Raw genomic sequence first — 16,754 nt, 5'->3', positions numbered from 1 at the left:
CCCAATAAGCCTGAATTTTCAACCAGAAAGCGGAATGATTGAGCCCTGTCCTCAAGTCACACCTCGTCATTTAAGTGACTTGAGAATGATGTTCCAGGACCATCAAGCCGTTGAAAAGATTTTAGAAGTAGAGGATCGCCTCATTTACGAAATTCGCTACTATCCATTTGTTACGAGCCATTCAGATATGGCATTAGCCGTAACAAAAATTTTCCCCGGTATTATTGGGCACGAATATCACATGACCAAAGGGCATAAACATGAGCGTCCAGATCAGGCCGAGGTATATTATTGTGTGAAAGGAGAAGGTTACCTCCTTTTGGATACCTTAGAGGGCGACTTTCGTGCCATTCAATGGAATGCCGGCGTAGTCACACATATTCCACCCATGTGGGCTCATCGTGTGGTTAATACGGGTAATGATGTGTTAGTTTTTATGGGAATATTCCACTTAAGTGCTGGTCATGATTACGACATTGTCGCCTCCAAAGGGTTCACTTACCGAGTAATTTCAGTGGACGGTAAACCAAAATTAGTTGAACAATTTCGGAACAAATAAACCAGACTTAGAGTGAGGAAGACCAATGGCATCAAATATCTATCACAGTATTGGGGTAGACATTGGCGGGACAAAAATTGCCTTTGGAGTTTTTGATATACATGGTAATATAAAGGATGATATTCATATCATTCCCGTACCTTTTGATAAAAAAAAGGTAGCAGATGTCCACAGCATCATTGATTCCATAACGCCCTTTGTGGAAAATGCTAAAAAATATTATCCACTATTAGCCGGTATAGGATTAAGCATTTGTGGAAACGTGAATAAGGAAAATGGAGAAGCGACATTAATTCCTAATCTTCATTGGCGATATGTGCCGATTGGTACAATGGTAAAAGACGCATTCAATTTGCCCGTTTTCGCTGGCACCGATGTTCGAGCTGCAATAATCGCGGAACGGCTCTGGGGAGTGGCGAAAAATTCCCGCTTCTTTTTATGGTGCACAGTCGGTACAGGATTTGGGGGTTATCTTTTTCTGGATGGAAAACTCTATGATGGTTATCATGGTTTCGCAGGGCCATTTGGACATACCATTTGGGACGAAGACGGTTTCCCCTGCGGTTGCGGTCAAAGAGGCTGTTTTGAAACCTTCGTGGCTGGTCCTGCCATTGCTCGCGCCGGTCAGGCTGCAGTGGATGCAGGACATAGCCCCATCATGGCCACCTTAAGTAATGGTGAGCGTGTAACTACTCATGTTGTAATTCAAGCGTTCCATCAAAAAGATCCCGCTGCACTTTCTATAATTGAACAGGTAGCGCGTCTTATTGCAATCAATCTTTCCGGAGTGGTCAACACACTTGATTTAGAAATGATTATCATGGGCGGTGGAGTGATTCAGGCCTGCCCTGAATTGGTCGAACGAGTTGATCATTATATAAGAAAATTCCTAATGTCAGAAGAATTAAAAAGAGATCTTAAAATATACAAAGAAAGCTTTATAAATTCAGCACTTTACGGGGCCGCGGCTGACGTATTTCTTCGGAGTGCCCTGATAAATGATGATATTGGAGCATAATGGATATTCCTGATGGAAATTGAAAAGGCAATCGAACGCCCCGATTTAATGGCAACTTTAGTTGAAGTTGCCCACCTTTACTATGAGGAGAATTTGTCACAACAAGAAATCGCTGACCGTTTGGGTGTATCACGGTCACTGATTGCACTTTATCTAAAAAAAGCACGCGAGCAAGGTATTGTACAAATTACTATCCGCGATCCAAAAAATGTTTTTCAAAATCTGGCATTTCAACTTCAAGAACGGTATCACCTTCGTCATGTCGAAGTGGTCTCTAGCGCTCATCTTTCTAACATTCTCACTCGACGTGCGCTTGGAAACGCGGTAGCCCAATACCTAGACCGAGTCCTTCAGGACGGTGACATTCTAGGTCTTGACTGGGGACGGACAATAATGGAAGTAGTAAATCTTCTTGCCCCCAGCCAACCTCGTCATATTGATATTGTTCCTTTATTAGGAGAAAGCAGTTCAACCGGCACTTATACCCAATTGAATCAAATTGTATTACAAGCCGCCAGAGCTTTCAGCGCAACTCCTTATTTTCTCCTTGTACCTCTAATTGTGGGTTCAAAAAGTTTACGAGATGCATTGATGGCGGACATTACCACTCAAGAAGTAATCTCTCGGTGGAATCATTTGTCTCACGTTTGCGTTGGAATTGGGCCAATTCCCTTAATCGAAGACCAAATTGTTTATATAGGTCAGGAGAATCTTTCTGAATTAATCAGACAAAAAGCGGTTGGAAATATCACTGCTCACTACTTCGATAGTGAGGGGAAAATATTAACCCAAGAATTTAAGGACCGGCTGATAGGTATCAGTATGGAGCAATTGCTTAATACCAAAAATGTAATTGCCGCAGCCGGTGGTGTCGAAAAAAGCCGTGCTGTAGCAGCCGCGTTGCGGATTGGGGTAATAACTCACCTTTTTTTGGATGATGCGCTCGCTCTTCGTCTGTTAGAAAACAAGGAGTAAATAATGAACCTAAAAGATAAAGTTTCAATTGTCACTGGAGCCAGTGGTGGTATTGGATGCAGCATCGCGCTCGAATTAGCAGAAGCAGGCGGAAGAATCGTTCTGGTAGGACGATCGACTCAAAAGCTTTCTGAAGTTGCTTCAAATATTCAAAAACTAGGCGGCGTTGCGGTTTGGCACTCAGTGGATATTCGACAAAACTCCGCAGTGGAAGATGTTGTTAAGAAAACAATCGATCGGTTTGGACAGATAGATATTCTGGTCAATTCCGCTTTCTGGGGTCCCCCCGCCAGTATTGAGAATACCACTGAGGAATTTTGGAATCAGACTATTGACACAACTCTGAAGGCTGCTTTTCTATTTGCTCGCGCGGTTGTTCCCTACATGAAAAGTAAAGGAGAAGGACGAATTGTCAATATTGGTTCTCTGGCAGGAAAAATAGGCGAAGATAACCGAACAGCCTACTGCGCAGCCAAATGGGGTCTGGAAGGTTTATCCGCCGCCATGAGTGAAGAACTTCGCCGATTTAATATTCATGTCCATCTAATTTCACCTGCTGCCACAGACACGCCGTGGTGGAGAGAAATGCCAACCAATTTGACCCCAGAGACAATCGAAAAAATGATTCCTCCCAGAGTCATTGCTCAAGCGGTCCGCTGGGTGTTGAGCCTTCCTGACCAGGTGCACGTCCCAGATTTACCCATTTATAATTTTCAGAACCCCTTTGAAGGTAAACAATCCCCCTTTGAAGGATTATGACTTGCATCTTAATGCATTAGAATGGCGAACTGCTAAGCAAATTCACCATTCTATGCAAAGGAGAAAAGAGAAACCGAAATCGAAATTTTCAGGAACCGACACCTGAAATCTTGATGGAACTTGCTGGCACACCTAATCGTATTCGAGATTTTTGGGCCTCAATCAATAAGGCAATCAGAATAATTAAGCCTCTTATCCCTGTAATCCAGAACGGGTCTACCTCCATCATATTCAACCCGGTGTCGACCACCGAAAGCAGCAATACTCCTGAAAATGCACCCATAATGCTTCCAGACCCGCCCGATAACGCTACCCCTCCAATCACTGCAGAAGCAACAGTTTCCAGAGTCATCCCTTGTCCGAGCGTCGGGGTTGATACTTCTAGTCTTCCTAACAGCATCCAAGAGGCTAAACCAGCCATCAAACCGCCAATCATGTATGCTTTAATGACGGTGCGTTCAGGATTAAACCCTGAAGCTCTGGCTGCATCCCGGTTCGCGCCAACCGCATAAAGTTCTCGTCCAAATCGCGCATAGCGGATAAAAAATTCAAAGGCCAGAAAAAGCAAGATTGTTACGATCACCGAAATGGGGACAACACCGATACGGCCTCCTCCCAGCCAGTTAAAGTCCTTTGGTGTCCCCGGCATAATTGCCCCAAGACTGATAACATAAGCAATTCCCCTTAAGAACAATTGCATCGCTAAAGTAACAATAAAGTTATTCATCTTAAGACGGGAAATTAACACACCGTTGATCCAACCAATCAAGGTGCCTAATACCAACATCAAGGGAATTACAATATAAGGTGAAAGCTCCCACCCCACCCCACCAGCTTGAGCAAGTGTCATTTCCCTATAAGGTAACATCAACCAGGCTGCCAAAACCGTTAACAGAGATACAATTCCTTCTGCAGAGAGGTCAAAATTTCCACTTAATAAACAAATGGTTTGCCCAATGGTCAATATTCCTAAAACACTTGCGTGAAGAAGAACATTCACTAAGGTGACACTGCTAAGAAACTTTCCACCAATCCTGAGAGTAAAGAAAGCTACAACCAGTATTAGTATGAACCAAATCAAGTGATCAAGAATGAATTGTAACCACCTGTTTCTGATCATGAATGTTTCCTCCTTCTATTGCTAAAAGTATATTTTCGGGGGTTGCCTGTTCCTCACCAACATAAAACTCGGCGTTTATTCGTCCTTTATACATAACAAGGATACGATCACATACCCCCAACAATTCTCGAACTTCGGATGATATGATCAAGACCCCAATTCCTTGCGAAGCCATTTCATCCACAATCCGATAAATGTCTAATTTGGCTCGAACATCAATTCCTTGAGTGGGTTCGTGTAAAATCAGCACGGATGGCCTTGTGGCGGCAAGTTTAGCAAACACAACTTTTTGTTGATTTCCACCACTCAATAGATTTGTTCTTTTTTCCATCGAATCACAAACTATGCCTAATTCTTCAATATATTTTTCCACAACCGAACGTTCCTCAACAAAATTGATAAATCGAAGAAAACCCAGGAGCTTGTGAATAATTGTGTAGGTAACATTTTCTCTGACCGGTCGAATACCAACCAGACCAAACCGGTAACGATCCTGGGGCAAATAGGCTAATCCGTTGTCCAATGCTTCACGAGGATTTCGCGCATTAAAAGGTTTACCGTTGACAAAAACATCTCCAATACCTCGCCGCTCAAGCCCAAATAATGCCCGGCCTATTGCCGGCGCTCCACTGCCAGCAAGACCAGAAAGACCCACAATTTCACCTTTTCGCACCTTGAAGCAGACATCTTCATAAAATCCTCGTCGGGTAAGATTCCTTACTTCTAAAACCACTTCTTCCTGACAGGTTGATTTCCTCTCATATTCACGTATGTCTTCACCCACCATTAATCGAATCAAGTGAGGAATATCCAATTCCTTTACGGCGTAGGTGCCTACTCGCTCGCCATTTCGTAATACAGTGACTCTATCGCAAATCTCAAAAACTTCTTCCAGGTGATGAGAGATATAAATAAATGCAACACCTGTCTTCTTGAGAGAGCGAATGAACCCAAAAAGTCGTTCAATATCGGCACGTGCAAGGGCAGCGGTTGGCTCATCCAAAATAATTAAATGTGAATTACCGAAAAGAGCCTTTGCAATCGCTAGCATCGTCTGTTCAACGACACCTAAACCTTCAACCCGTTGGCGAACATCCATCTCCAGTCCCAAACGATGTAGACGTTCTTCTGCATCTTTGAAAGCCATCTCCCAATCTACCAATCCAAACCGATTCACTGGTAAATTTCCAGCCAGAATATTTTCAGCAACCGTTAAGCTATCCATCATTCGCACTTGCTGGGGAACAAAGGCAATCCCCGCTTCAAGGGCTTCGCGTGGGGTCACATTAATTATTTGGCGGCCTCCAATTCTTAAAGTGCCGCTATCCATTGGTTGCAAACCCATCAGGATCGCCATTAAAGTAGATTTTCCTGCACCATTTTTTCCAACCAAGCCGTGAATTTCACCCGCAAAAACCGTTAAATCCACATTGCTCAGTGCTTGAACACCGGGGAAAGCTTTTGAAATACCTTTCATCTCCAAAATTACATTTTCTAATGTGCTTTCCATGAACAACCTCTTATCCATAGGGTTTAATCCACTTGGTGAAGTGGGTCTTTCAATCCAACGGTGGAAGTAGCCAGAACTTTTTTCAATGCTACCCGATGAAGATAACGCACCTTCAAGGCATCAATAAACATTGCAAAGAGTAGAAGAGCACCTCGACTTACTTCGATCCAGAAGGGTGAAACCCTGGCAATATTCAAACCAGTGTCCAGGATACCCCACAACAAAACCCCTCCAAAAGCACCAATTAGATTGCCTCGTCCTCCAAATAGGCTAATACCACCAATAACAGCCGCAGCTTGGACGGGGAAAATCAATCCGGCTCCAGTTCGAGGAGTAGCACTATCCATACGGCCTGCATCCAATAACCCTGCCAAAGCAGCACATAAACCACTCACCATGTAAACCAGTAAGATCACCCTTTTTGAATCAATTCCGGCCGCTTCAGCTGCTTGGCGGTTAGATCCAACGGCATACATATCTCGCCCGAATCGCGTGTATTTTGTAATAATATGTGCAACCAAGAAAGCCAGTATGACAAAAAACATGGCAACAGGAACAGCCACGAATTTACCATTTTCTAAAGGTATTCGAAACAGCGAACCACCCCCTAACCAGTTGAACTCCTCTGGAAGAAAATTGACACTTTTTCCGGGGGAGATAGCATAGGTGGCCCCCCTTAAAATCATCAGCATCGCAACCGTCATAATAAAATTATTCATTCCTAACCTGGTAATGAAGACGCCATTGAGAGCGCCAATCAAGACCCCTACCAACAACATAATCAACATTCCCAAGAAGGGATTAAGTTCTACTCCGAAACCACCGTTCACCTGACTGGCTAATAGAAGAGCCGCTACCATTGCCGTAAAACCCATGGTGGACTCAGAAGAAAGATCAAAATTAGCAGTGATTAATGTAAAAGACTGACCAATTACGAGTAAAGCCAGAGGCGCAACTCGAGATAAAATATTGACCAAATTAAAGGGTGTAAAAAAGTTCTCAGAGATTAATGAGAAGACAATTAGAGAAATAATCACAAAAACCCAAACCAAGTTATCCACTAATAAGAGGAATAAACTATTGATCTTCTCTTTATTCATTGGGTAACCTTTCAATCGAAACCAGATTGCAGAAAATTATTAATAAAGGGGTGTTGCTATGGGCGGCAATAGCTGCCGCCCATAGCACAGCCAAATTCAAGGTCTACTTGGCTTGATTTCCCCATAAAGCGGGGTCCGCTGCATTCTCCTTGGACACACTGGTGGTTGCCAGATTCATCATAAATCCAGTTTCAGATTTCACAATATTGGCAGGCGACCACAGCGCACCTTCCTTGATCACTTGCCCTTCCGTGATGGCTTCCCCCTTCAGAGTCTTCTCAATATAATCGGCAATGACGACTCCAAAGTCGGGCAAGGGTTGGCTGGATGCCTGATCAGCATAGCCATCACGAATGGCTTGAAGCATATCCGGGCAAGCATCGACTCCTGTGAGGAAAATATGTCCTTCTTCACCCGCTTTGAATTTCTTACCCAATTGCTCGAGGGCTGAGAGGACAACTTTGACACCCACACAATCCGAGTGCATGTAAATCCCATCAATGGGTTCGGTAGAAACTACATCCAAAGTGGCTTGTGAGAATTTCTCAGCCTTCCATTCAGTGGGTTTGGCAATGATCTTAATATTGGGATAATTCTTGAGGACATCATTGAAACCCGCGCCGCGCAATTGGGCAACATTTTGACCCAAATCTCCCTGAAGCTCCAAAACAAGGCCTTTGGGTTCACCATATTTTTCGGTTAGTAATTTGACCATTGCCTCGCCAGCTTGTTTACCTGCCAGGTAGTTGTCAGACTGGACTGTCATGTCAATTTCACAACCAATTGGAGCACGATCAATGGTGAAGAAAGGAATCCCAACTCCTTTGGCTTTGCGTACCGAGGAGCAGATTGCCTGACTATCAACAGGCACTACAACAATGGCATCCACACCGAGCGAAATGAAGTAATCAATCTGATTCGCTTGAGCGGATGCATCAAAATTTGCATTGGTGGTTACCACTGCCCAATTCTTTTGCTGAGCACCTGTAACCATACCATTCATGATCACACCCTGGCCGCCCGATAATTCAGGAGCGCCATAACCTATTGTGATCTTCTTTTCTGCTTCCTCCTTAACCACGACTGTTTTTTCGACAACAACCGTTTTCTCCCTGATTTCAACCTGGGGTTCAGAGGGAGGTTGTGTGGCAGCAGGAGCACAAGCCGCGATGATCATTGTCAACACGACTAGCATTGAGAATACAGGAATAACCCTTTTCATGACCTTCTTCTCCTTTTTGGAAAAAAATTTAACCAGGTGAATACAAACACTTTCAAATGAGGGGGAATTGATGGTAAGTACCATTCAAAGGCTTAGGACAGTCACCTCCTTTCGATCACCAACACCGACCATCTCGCTTAAAAGCCAGATTTAGTAATCTGGCACTTCGAACCCTAGAAATAAAAGACACAATCAGTGAATTTGTCTGAAACTTCATCCCCCTTCCAGACTGTGAATATATTTTGATTATAGACGATAAATTGACATATGTCAATAACATATTCTAGCATCTCTTTACAATACCCATAGATCGGGCACACCTAATCCATTCCCATTCTGATTAGGTTGATATGATGGCCATGGTGATTGAAAAGAAGGAATTTCAACTCCATCTTTTGAAAGCAATGTTAATTCTTCAACCTTGCTACCCGTAATTGTGATAAACCAATCAAAAGCTTGGTTTACTTGAACTGTGGATGGTGTCGTATGACGAAGCGCATCTACCACAACATACCCGGTTGGGCCTCCTTGAAAATGATTTTTCCATTCATCTGGAAAACCCAATTCGGCATATTTCTGCTTCTGCCAGTTGAAAATTTCCGAAAAGGCCAAACCGGGTGTCAATCGCTCCAATAAACCTGCCTGCAGCTGTGCTGCTGCCCGATATGCCCTTTTTATCTCGTTTGAAGGAGTTCCAAAATATACACTCCTGCTGACATTCGCATGCAATCCCCAACGTCGAGCGGCTGGATGTATTAATACATACCGCTCAATTCTTTTGGAGGTAGGTAACGGATGACGATAATGAAAGATCCGTTCATCGCTTCCCACAATTAACACATCCAGCTCTATGCCCAGTTTCAAACATTCAATCCATAGATAACTGGCAACTTCATCCTCCCTTTGACCGGGATGGATCTCTTGAGCAACCTTGCATAGAATTCTTCCTACTTGTTCACCAAGCCACCTGCAGCGCTCCATTTCCAATTCTGTCAGAGGATAATGCAGAATGCTCAATGCCTGGTTGACATTTGGTACTTCATCATTGAACGTCGTATCAGCAGCCCATTTGCCATTAACCAAGTCAACAGCAGCACAACGCGGGTCTCCTTGAAACCACTTTAAACTGACCAATTCATATTCCTGACCCGGCACCTGTTCTTGATAAAGACGCGCAGCATCCATGGAGTGGGCCAGCAAGTAATGCCGATTGCGGGTAATTGCAATGTGTCCCACTCCGATTTCGCTATTTTTCAAAACATGATTATCACCACCGGAGGTAACCCAGGCGAAATTATCCCGCCGGGAAATAAGCACTCCTTCCAGGTTTTGTTGAACAAGGAAATCCCGCACTCTCTCTCTTTTGAGAGCGGCATCCTTTCTGACTTTGGGATCATCTTGAGAAAAAACCACTTCGCTCATGATGCCTTAAAACTCAATTGACGATTTAGTGAAATGAGGAGAGGGTAAAGTTCCTTATATATCGAGTATCGGCAGCTATGAACTTTTTGTTGTTGAGCATTTGGGGAGTAACGTTCGGTAAGCTGAACAGTAGTCGCGGCAACACCAGCAAGATCTGTAAAAATGCCGCTGCCTTTACCGGCTAACAAAGCTGCTCCCCACGAAGCAGCCTCCGTTACTTTTGGAACTAAAACGGGAATCCCTGTAACATCAGCCTTAAGTTGTAACCATCGCTTTGACCTTGCACCACCACCGATTGCCCTGAGTTCACTGATATTTACGCCCCCCGATCGGAGGACTTCTATATTCAGGTTTAGTTCATAAGTTAACCCTTCGAGAATGGCTAATGCAAAATCTTTTTGAGTGGTGGAGAAGGTTAAACCCAGAATGGCTCCTTTCGAGTTTGTATCCATCCATGGGGTGCCGCTTCCTGCAAAATGCGGTAAGAGGATGAGGGGTGATGGTGATTCGGGCAAATCACCAAAAATCAAATCATAAGCATCCACACCACGGCTTTCGGCTTCCTTTTTTTGATCGAGACAAAAAGTATCCCGATACCAACGAAGCAGCAAACCACCGCTATGGTTGAGAGTCATTGCCAGGTACAGTCCCTTAAGGGGATGTACATAACAAGATATATTTCCTTTCTCTAAAGATTCTCCTAATGCGGGTTCTTGCAAGGCTACTTCGATGACCTCTGCTGTGCCGGTGGAAACCATTGAAATTCCAGGCCTGACCAAACCCACTCCCAAAGCTCCACACGCCTGATCGTGCCCGCCGGTAACGATGACCGGCCGATTTTTCAACCCCCACGTCTCTGCCAATTCAGGCTTAAGAGATGCAATTGGAGTCCCTGAATCGAAAATTGGTGAAAGACGGGAGGAATCCAGCTCAATTTCAGATAAAATTTCTTCTGACCAACCTCCTTTTTTGAGATCATATAGTTGAGTCCTGGAAGCCAGACAATGGCTGACTGCTGGGGTACCGGTCATCTTTTTAATCAGATAGTCCTCATAGAGAACAAACCGATGGGCTTCACGCCATATGTCTTTTTCATGGTTTTTAAGCCACAGAAGTTTTGGCAGAGTATTTATGGTGTGGATCGGCATGCCTGTGCGGCAGAAAAGTTCACGACGACCGAAGCGGTCTTCCAACCAGTGGTTTTCCTCACCCGTTCGGGTATCCATTCCCAGTATGGCTGGACGAAGAGCTTGTCCATACTGATCTATGGGAATCACTGCCTCTCCCTGTACCGAAAGCCCAATCGCCAGAACTTCCCCATAAGCCTTGGACCTGTTCACAACCTCCATAATGCATGATTGAGCCAGTTCCCAAACCTCTTCACTATCCTGTTCAGCCCACCCGGGTTGTGGCACTAAAATTCCATACTCGCGCGATGCCTTCATAATTATTTTGCCATCTACGCTGAATAAACTGGCTTTACACCCGGTAGTACCTATGTCCAGTCCAATTAAGTACATACGAGATTACCCCTGATGGTGATAAACATCCCAGCCAAAATAGTTTTCAAAGGCTTCTGCAACGATGTCAGCAACATGTGAACCCGTCATGGCAACATGATGCTCAAATCCATTTCTACAGATGTATTGGAGAACGGTTTGCAAGTTAGGGACATGCACCACAGCTCGACTACCAAAAGTGTCTAAGGGATCATCCGTCAATTCCCCTTCACCAACATAAGCCCGTATCAATCCATTTAGATCGTCCGTGGTTATTCGGCTAAAAGTTACATGACCCGCTGGAACACGCCCTGCTACTGCCCCATATGTGTTTTGCTCACCCAGTATGGTTCCCAAAATCTCGGCGGTTTTAACCTCAATTTCCGGTAAGAAAGACTTTGCCCAATTACCACAATGGAAGAAGACGCAACGGTCTGGGTCATCACCATAATTGTTATTCCAATCAACCAGGGCACTTGGTTTTCCAGATGCCAGCTGTAAGGCATACATGGAAAGTACACCTGCAATATCTGCTTCACAAGCGCTTGGCATCAATTTTTCACTCATCATACTCATCAATGTACAAACATTGACGCCGTAATTGCGCTGAACAGAGTTCCAACACTGAATGGCACTTGCTTGAAGTTCATTTTCAGCCATCCAATTGGAAATAGCAATGCCAAGTTTAGCCATGCGAACAAGGGATGGCGCTGGCACGGATTCAGTTCGGGCATAAGATCGAATTTCTTCCAGTTTGGCACTCACACTCGGATCATCGTCCTTCAGTTTATTCGCCGAAGCAAAAATCTCAGAAAGATCAATTGTCGAAACGCTGATTCCGTAAGCCTGAAGCAGTTTTTCACTAAAACGGACGGTGTTGAAAGCATTCGGCCGCGCCCCAATCATCCCAAGTCTGGCATTCCGCAAACCTTTAACGACCCGGCATACACCTATAAAGCGGAGCAGATCTTTTCTAAATGATTCTTTCTTTGGATGAATTGTATGCTGGGTGGTCAAAGAAAAGGGGAAACCATATTGCCGCAAGTTATTACAAACCGAGATCTTTCCACAAAATGCATCTCGACGCCGCTCTACAGTAAACTGGGATAAATCATCAGGATAAGCCTGAACCAAAATCGGGACATCCAGTCCAGAGAGTTTGATGGTATCTGCAACCCCTTTTTCATCCCCAAAATTGGGTAATGTGACCAAGATACCGTCTATACGGTCACGATTTTTCCGGAATAATTCGGCACATGCTTTGGCATGAGAATAGGTTTCCACTGAACCATACTTGGTTTCGCTTTCGTCTAAAATTACTGGCTCGATATCAAGTTGCTGAAACAATTCCAGAATGTCTTGACGAGCTTCAGTAATAAGACGATCCGGAAAGAAATCACGGTTGCCTAGTATGACTGCAAGAGTTGCCTGAGCCATTGTTACCTCCTTTACTTCTAGTCTCCATACTGATTTGCAAGTTGATCCAATGCCAGCAATAGTTCGTTGTCTGAAATTTTTCCATCAAACCATGTGTCTTGCAGTTGACGCAGTTTATAGATCATCGTCGGTTTGACTTCCACGTCCTGATAAGTAATTGGATGATCTTTTGATATTGGTCTCACGACACGCGCGCCTTTTGCCAGACCAATTGGCAGCAAAGATTCTGCTCTTGCTCGTTGGTAAGTATCAATTAAGCTGTAATAACTGACACCTCCAATCCCATCGAGCACATCGCCAGCTGCCAGATCACGTTTTGCCACTGCAAAGACTTCTGAAACCAGAACTTTTTGGGGCATCATATTGGATTGCCGTCGAAGAGTTAATAAGGCGCAAGTTAGAGGAACCTCAATACTGCATAAATGATAAGGACGGAATAAGGTATAATACGGTCCGTTACCCATGTCCCTCAGGACCATTGCTTCCCGCAAGCGTGGATGGTCCGTTCGCACAATCACGAATACACCTGGGGCAATTGGCCCGACACCATAATCCACCACGCCTATGCGGTTTAGTACACCACCATCCTCCTTCAGTGTAAATACTGTATTGAGCGTATCACGGGTAGCATGAGGCCCGTGCATTCCACGCACATCAGGAATCAGGCCAGTAGAATTTGAAACTGCCGCCATTTCAATCATCGTCTTACTGCCGTCAATAAACTCGACCAGCATATTGGGACTCAAACCGCGCCTTTTAGCCTCTTGCACAATTGATGGATCAGTAGGCGAGGCATAGCGGTCCAAGGGATTATTCTTGCCCTTGCCTGCCGCCACAATCGTAAAACCCAATGCTCTGGCAAAATCGTAAAGTTCTTTGCAGGCTGCTGGTTCATCGCCAGCGGCTAAGGCATATAACACCCCTTTTTTCTGTGCATACCAGTTCAAAATGGGACCAACCGTAATATCGGTTTCCACATTCATCATTGCTAAATCATGACCACAGCGAGCAGCACGAAGAGCTGCACTCGCACCAACTTGCGGAACACCGGTTGCCTCTAAAACAACATCCACATTTTGCATATCTGTGACAATTCGATAATCACTCGTCACTGCACGTTTTCCGGACTGAACAACCGCATCGGCCTCGGCAGGATTAAACACTTCTACCACTTCATCCGAGACCCTTCCAATTCGATATGCTTCCTTTGCTCGATTAATATCAATATCAGCACTGATAACCACTTTGACCCCCTTCATCATCGTGGTTTGAGCAACAACGTCCGTTCCCATTTGACCTGCGCCAATCAAACCGATTCGGACGCTTTTCCCACTAGCACCCAGGTCTTCAAGGTCTTTGTAAAGTCCAATCATAAAATATCTCCTGTTTCAAAGCTGATGATGACTTTTAAAGCATCGCCTCTTGCTGCGGTTTGGAAGGCTGCATTAATTTCATCAAGAGTAAAGACATGGGTAATCAGCTTATCTGCTGGAATAACTCCCCTAGCGATCAGATCTAAAGCCATTTGATGAAATACGGGATGATAAGAGAAGGCACCCACCACCTGTACCTCACCATAGTGAATCAAGTTTGCATTGAGGGTCGTCATTGGATCATTTTTTGGTAAACCTCCAAAAAGAACAACCCGTCCTCTTTTTCGAACTGCCTCAACAGCCTGTTTCTGAGTTTCCGCAATTGGATTGGCACAAATGGCAATATCAACGCCCAACCCGTCGGTTTTTTCTTTTATCCACTGAACAATATCTTCTTGAGAAGGGTTTACCACAATCCTCAGGCTGGAAAATTTGTGCCCGTTTACGACGGCCCTCATGAGGTTCTGAAAGGAATACACGAGCACCACGGGCTTTTGCAATTACCATATGAAGGCACCCAATCGGCCCCCCGCCCATAATCAAAACCGAATCACCGAGAGAAGTTTGAGCCTGATGATGAGCTGCCAAGACAGAACTGGCCGGTTCAGCCAGAGATGCTTGTGGAAAGGTTAGGTTGGAAGGAACTTTATGAACAATCCCGTTTTGGAGAATTTCACCACTCAGCACCATGTATTCTGCAAACCCACCATCGTAACCCGGGGTGATACCAACAAGCCTTAAATTGTCACACAGGTTATAAAGACCCTGTTCGCAGTAATAGCATCTCCCACAGTGAACATCGGGTGCAACAGCCAAACGCTCATTGATTGCATAACCGACAACGTCTTTACCAACTTCAACAATTTCACCAGAAATTTCATGGCCGGGAATTAAATTAATGCTCTTATCAAGAGGACCTTCACGCCAACGCCTCAAGTCCGAACCACAAACTCCACATGACTTGACTTTAAGAACAATTCCATCGTTTGGACAAACCGGTTCAGAAATTTGTCGAATCTCGAAATTCATGACATCTATAAGATAGGCTGCTTTCATAAACCCTCTCAAACTTATAAAATGCCTTCCTCTACAAGATGTTTTCCTACCGCTCCACCCGGATGAGTTTTACCAAAGTCCTCTTTTGTATAACCGCGCAATTGCAACAGCACAACACATAACGCATCTCCCCATGCAGAATTTACCAATGAACTACCCGTTGCAATCATTCCAAAAGGGTCAACATCAGAAGGAGCACATACGCGAACGACAATGTCACACAATTGGCCAAAGGTAGATTGTGGCTTTTCGGTCAGTCCTATTACTTTTGCACCACGCCGATGAGCAATTTGAGCCAATTGATTGATTTCCTCGGTTTCACCCCCTTTAGATATGAGTAATACAACATCCCGAGCCGTTATAGCGCCACCTCCACCATGTTGTGCATCGCCGGGGTGAATAAAAAGCGCCAGTGTTCCACAACACGAAAGGAGGTGTGCCAACCGGTAAGCCACAGAATGGGAAGTGCCAGCCCCTGCGACTAAAACATGACCCTCGCAGGCGAGAATTGCTTTTACCGCTGCTGAAAAACATTCGTCAAATTGCTGACTGATGCTGCGAACAGCATCAGCCTCTTTTTGGATTACTTGCTGAGCTATTGAAATGATTAACTCCGGAGAAATGGTTTCAGCATTTGACATTCCAGGATTACCTCAATAATTGCTGAGCTGTCATTTGATCTGTAATCAGCACGTTGATCAACCCTCCACGCAAGGCGCCTCGAATGACATTTACTTTTTGAGGACCGCCCGCGACACCCACGACTCGTTTGATACGGCGAAGTTCTTCTAGACTTATTCCAATCACACGTTCATCTATCTCATTTTTTATTGGATGACCCATATCATCAAAAAATCTCAATGCGATGTCGCCTACCGCTCCTTTTTTCAGGAGTGAGTTCATCTCTTCCCATGAAAGAATCGAACCATCGCGCATGATCACAGAATCCGGTGCAGGAGAACCAATACCCACATAAGCTACATTGATTGATGAAAACAAGCTGAAGGCATGATTGACATGACTATCAGAAAGAAACATATTTTTTACTTCCGAACGATCAACAATCCCTGGCGCAGGTAAAAGTGTCAACTTACACCGAAGAAGTTGCGCCAATCGTCTACAGAGATCAGTGGCATGAATCTCTGATTCCGGAGGCCCAAGCCCACCAATCAACTGAATGATATGAGCACCTGGAGCAGAACGAGGCTGAAGCGCTGCCACCATCTCTCCGAGTGTTGTTCCCCAAGAAATACCGATTACATCATTATCCTGGAGTGTTCGCAAAAAATAACCTGCTGCCGCATTTCCAATTTCACGAGCAACTGTAGCCTGTGAAGCTGATTCCTCAACTTCTACCACCACTGCCTCTTTAAGATGATATTGACGTTCTAATTCTGATTCAAGCTCAGAAAAGAGACCCGGAGGTGGAACAATGGTAATTTTTACAATTCCTCTTTCATGCGCGCGATTGAGCAGTCTGGAAACCTTTGAGCGAGATAATTGCAAACGCTCCATGATTTCATCTTGAGTCAAATTCTCCTCGTAGTACATCTTGGAGATTTTGGCAAGCAAACGGAGGTCTTCTTCTTGTTTTGGTCTTGGCATGGGATTTTATTGTGAAAATATTTACATAAATGAGATAATTTTCACTTTCAAAAATATTATAACTTATTTGACAAAAAAGTCAAGTGCCCCACATTGCTG

General features: G+C 44.5%; 16 protein-coding genes. 4 read left to right on the top strand and 12 right to left on the bottom strand.

Going from position 1 to position 16,754, the window contains the following annotated elements:
• The 4 genes from ACWIZX_RS13695 to ACWIZX_RS13680 form a co-directional block, all read left to right on the top strand.
• The coding region (locus ACWIZX_RS13695; protein WP_448336172.1) for a glucose-6-phosphate isomerase family protein at positions 1–559 on the top strand (559 nt) is incomplete at its 5' end.
• A gap of 25 nt (positions 560–584) precedes the next feature.
• Positions 585–1,577, top strand: coding sequence for an ROK family protein (locus ACWIZX_RS13690; protein ID WP_448336171.1), 993 nt, complete (start codon positions 585–587; stop codon positions 1,575–1,577).
• 12 nt (positions 1,578–1,589) lie between these two features.
• Entirely contained in the window at positions 1,590–2,552 is a 963-nt protein-coding gene (locus ACWIZX_RS13685; protein ID WP_448336170.1) for a sugar-binding transcriptional regulator, read from the top strand.
• A 3-nt stretch (positions 2,553–2,555) separates the two neighbouring features.
• A complete protein-coding gene (locus ACWIZX_RS13680) occupies positions 2,556–3,311 on the top strand; it encodes an SDR family oxidoreductase (protein ID WP_448336169.1) in 756 nt (251 codons plus the stop codon).
• Between the two features lie 88 nt (positions 3,312–3,399).
• Here ACWIZX_RS13680 and ACWIZX_RS13675 read toward each other — a convergent pair whose 3' ends face one another.
• The 12 genes from ACWIZX_RS13675 to ACWIZX_RS13620 form a co-directional block, all read right to left on the bottom strand.
• Positions 3,400–4,431: an ABC transporter permease gene (locus ACWIZX_RS13675; protein WP_448336168.1), complete on the bottom strand. Its 1,032-nt coding sequence runs from the start codon at positions 4,429–4,431 to the stop codon at positions 3,400–3,402.
• Positions 4,397–5,941, bottom strand: a complete 1,545-nt coding sequence (locus ACWIZX_RS13670) for a sugar ABC transporter ATP-binding protein (protein ID WP_448336167.1) — start codon at positions 5,939–5,941, stop codon at positions 4,397–4,399. Before ACWIZX_RS13670 ends, ACWIZX_RS13675 begins: the two co-directional genes overlap by 35 nt.
• A gap of 23 nt (positions 5,942–5,964) precedes the next feature.
• Positions 5,965–7,041, bottom strand: a complete 1,077-nt coding sequence (locus ACWIZX_RS13665) for an ABC transporter permease (protein WP_448336166.1) — start codon at positions 7,039–7,041, stop codon at positions 5,965–5,967.
• A gap of 103 nt (positions 7,042–7,144) precedes the next feature.
• Positions 7,145–8,263: a sugar ABC transporter substrate-binding protein gene (locus ACWIZX_RS13660; protein ID WP_448336165.1), complete on the bottom strand. Its 1,119-nt coding sequence runs from the start codon at positions 8,261–8,263 to the stop codon at positions 7,145–7,147.
• 294 nt (positions 8,264–8,557) lie between these two features.
• Positions 8,558–9,685, bottom strand: coding sequence for a M24 family metallopeptidase (locus tag ACWIZX_RS13655; RefSeq protein WP_448336164.1), 1,128 nt, complete (start codon positions 9,683–9,685; stop codon positions 8,558–8,560).
• Entirely contained in the window at positions 9,682–11,205 is a 1,524-nt protein-coding gene (locus tag ACWIZX_RS13650) for an FGGY-family carbohydrate kinase (RefSeq protein WP_448336163.1), read from the bottom strand. The genes ACWIZX_RS13655 and ACWIZX_RS13650 overlap by 4 nt, the downstream gene beginning before the upstream one ends.
• Before the next feature lie 6 nt (positions 11,206–11,211).
• Entirely contained in the window at positions 11,212–12,621 is a 1,410-nt protein-coding gene (locus tag ACWIZX_RS13645) for an L-fucose/L-arabinose isomerase family protein (RefSeq protein WP_448336162.1), read from the bottom strand.
• A gap of 17 nt (positions 12,622–12,638) precedes the next feature.
• The gene (locus tag ACWIZX_RS13640; protein ID WP_448336161.1) at positions 12,639–13,994 is read right to left on the bottom strand and encodes an NAD(P)H-dependent oxidoreductase; all 1,356 of its coding nucleotides are present in this window, start codon (positions 13,992–13,994) and stop codon (positions 12,639–12,641) included.
• Positions 13,991–14,350 carry a zinc-binding dehydrogenase gene (locus ACWIZX_RS13635; protein WP_448336160.1) on the bottom strand — a complete coding sequence of 120 codons (360 nt, stop codon included), beginning with the start codon at positions 14,348–14,350 and terminating at the stop codon, positions 13,991–13,993. Before ACWIZX_RS13635 ends, ACWIZX_RS13640 begins: the two co-directional genes overlap by 4 nt.
• Positions 14,340–15,050, bottom strand: a complete 711-nt coding sequence (locus ACWIZX_RS13630) for an alcohol dehydrogenase catalytic domain-containing protein (RefSeq protein WP_448336159.1) — start codon at positions 15,048–15,050, stop codon at positions 14,340–14,342. Before ACWIZX_RS13630 ends, ACWIZX_RS13635 begins: the two co-directional genes overlap by 11 nt.
• 14 nt (positions 15,051–15,064) lie before the next feature.
• Positions 15,065–15,691 (bottom strand): SIS domain-containing protein, encoded by a 627-nt coding sequence (locus ACWIZX_RS13625; protein ID WP_448336158.1) that lies wholly within the window; start codon positions 15,689–15,691, stop codon positions 15,065–15,067.
• Between the two features lie 7 nt (positions 15,692–15,698).
• Positions 15,699–16,655: a sugar-binding transcriptional regulator gene (locus ACWIZX_RS13620; protein ID WP_448336157.1), complete on the bottom strand. Its 957-nt coding sequence runs from the start codon at positions 16,653–16,655 to the stop codon at positions 15,699–15,701.
• Positions 16,656–16,754 lie beyond the last annotated feature (99 nt).

The organism is Bellilinea sp. (genome assembly GCF_053501535.1).
Note: the sequence above shows the minus strand (reverse complement) of the source record. Positions and strands in the feature narration are given on the sequence as shown.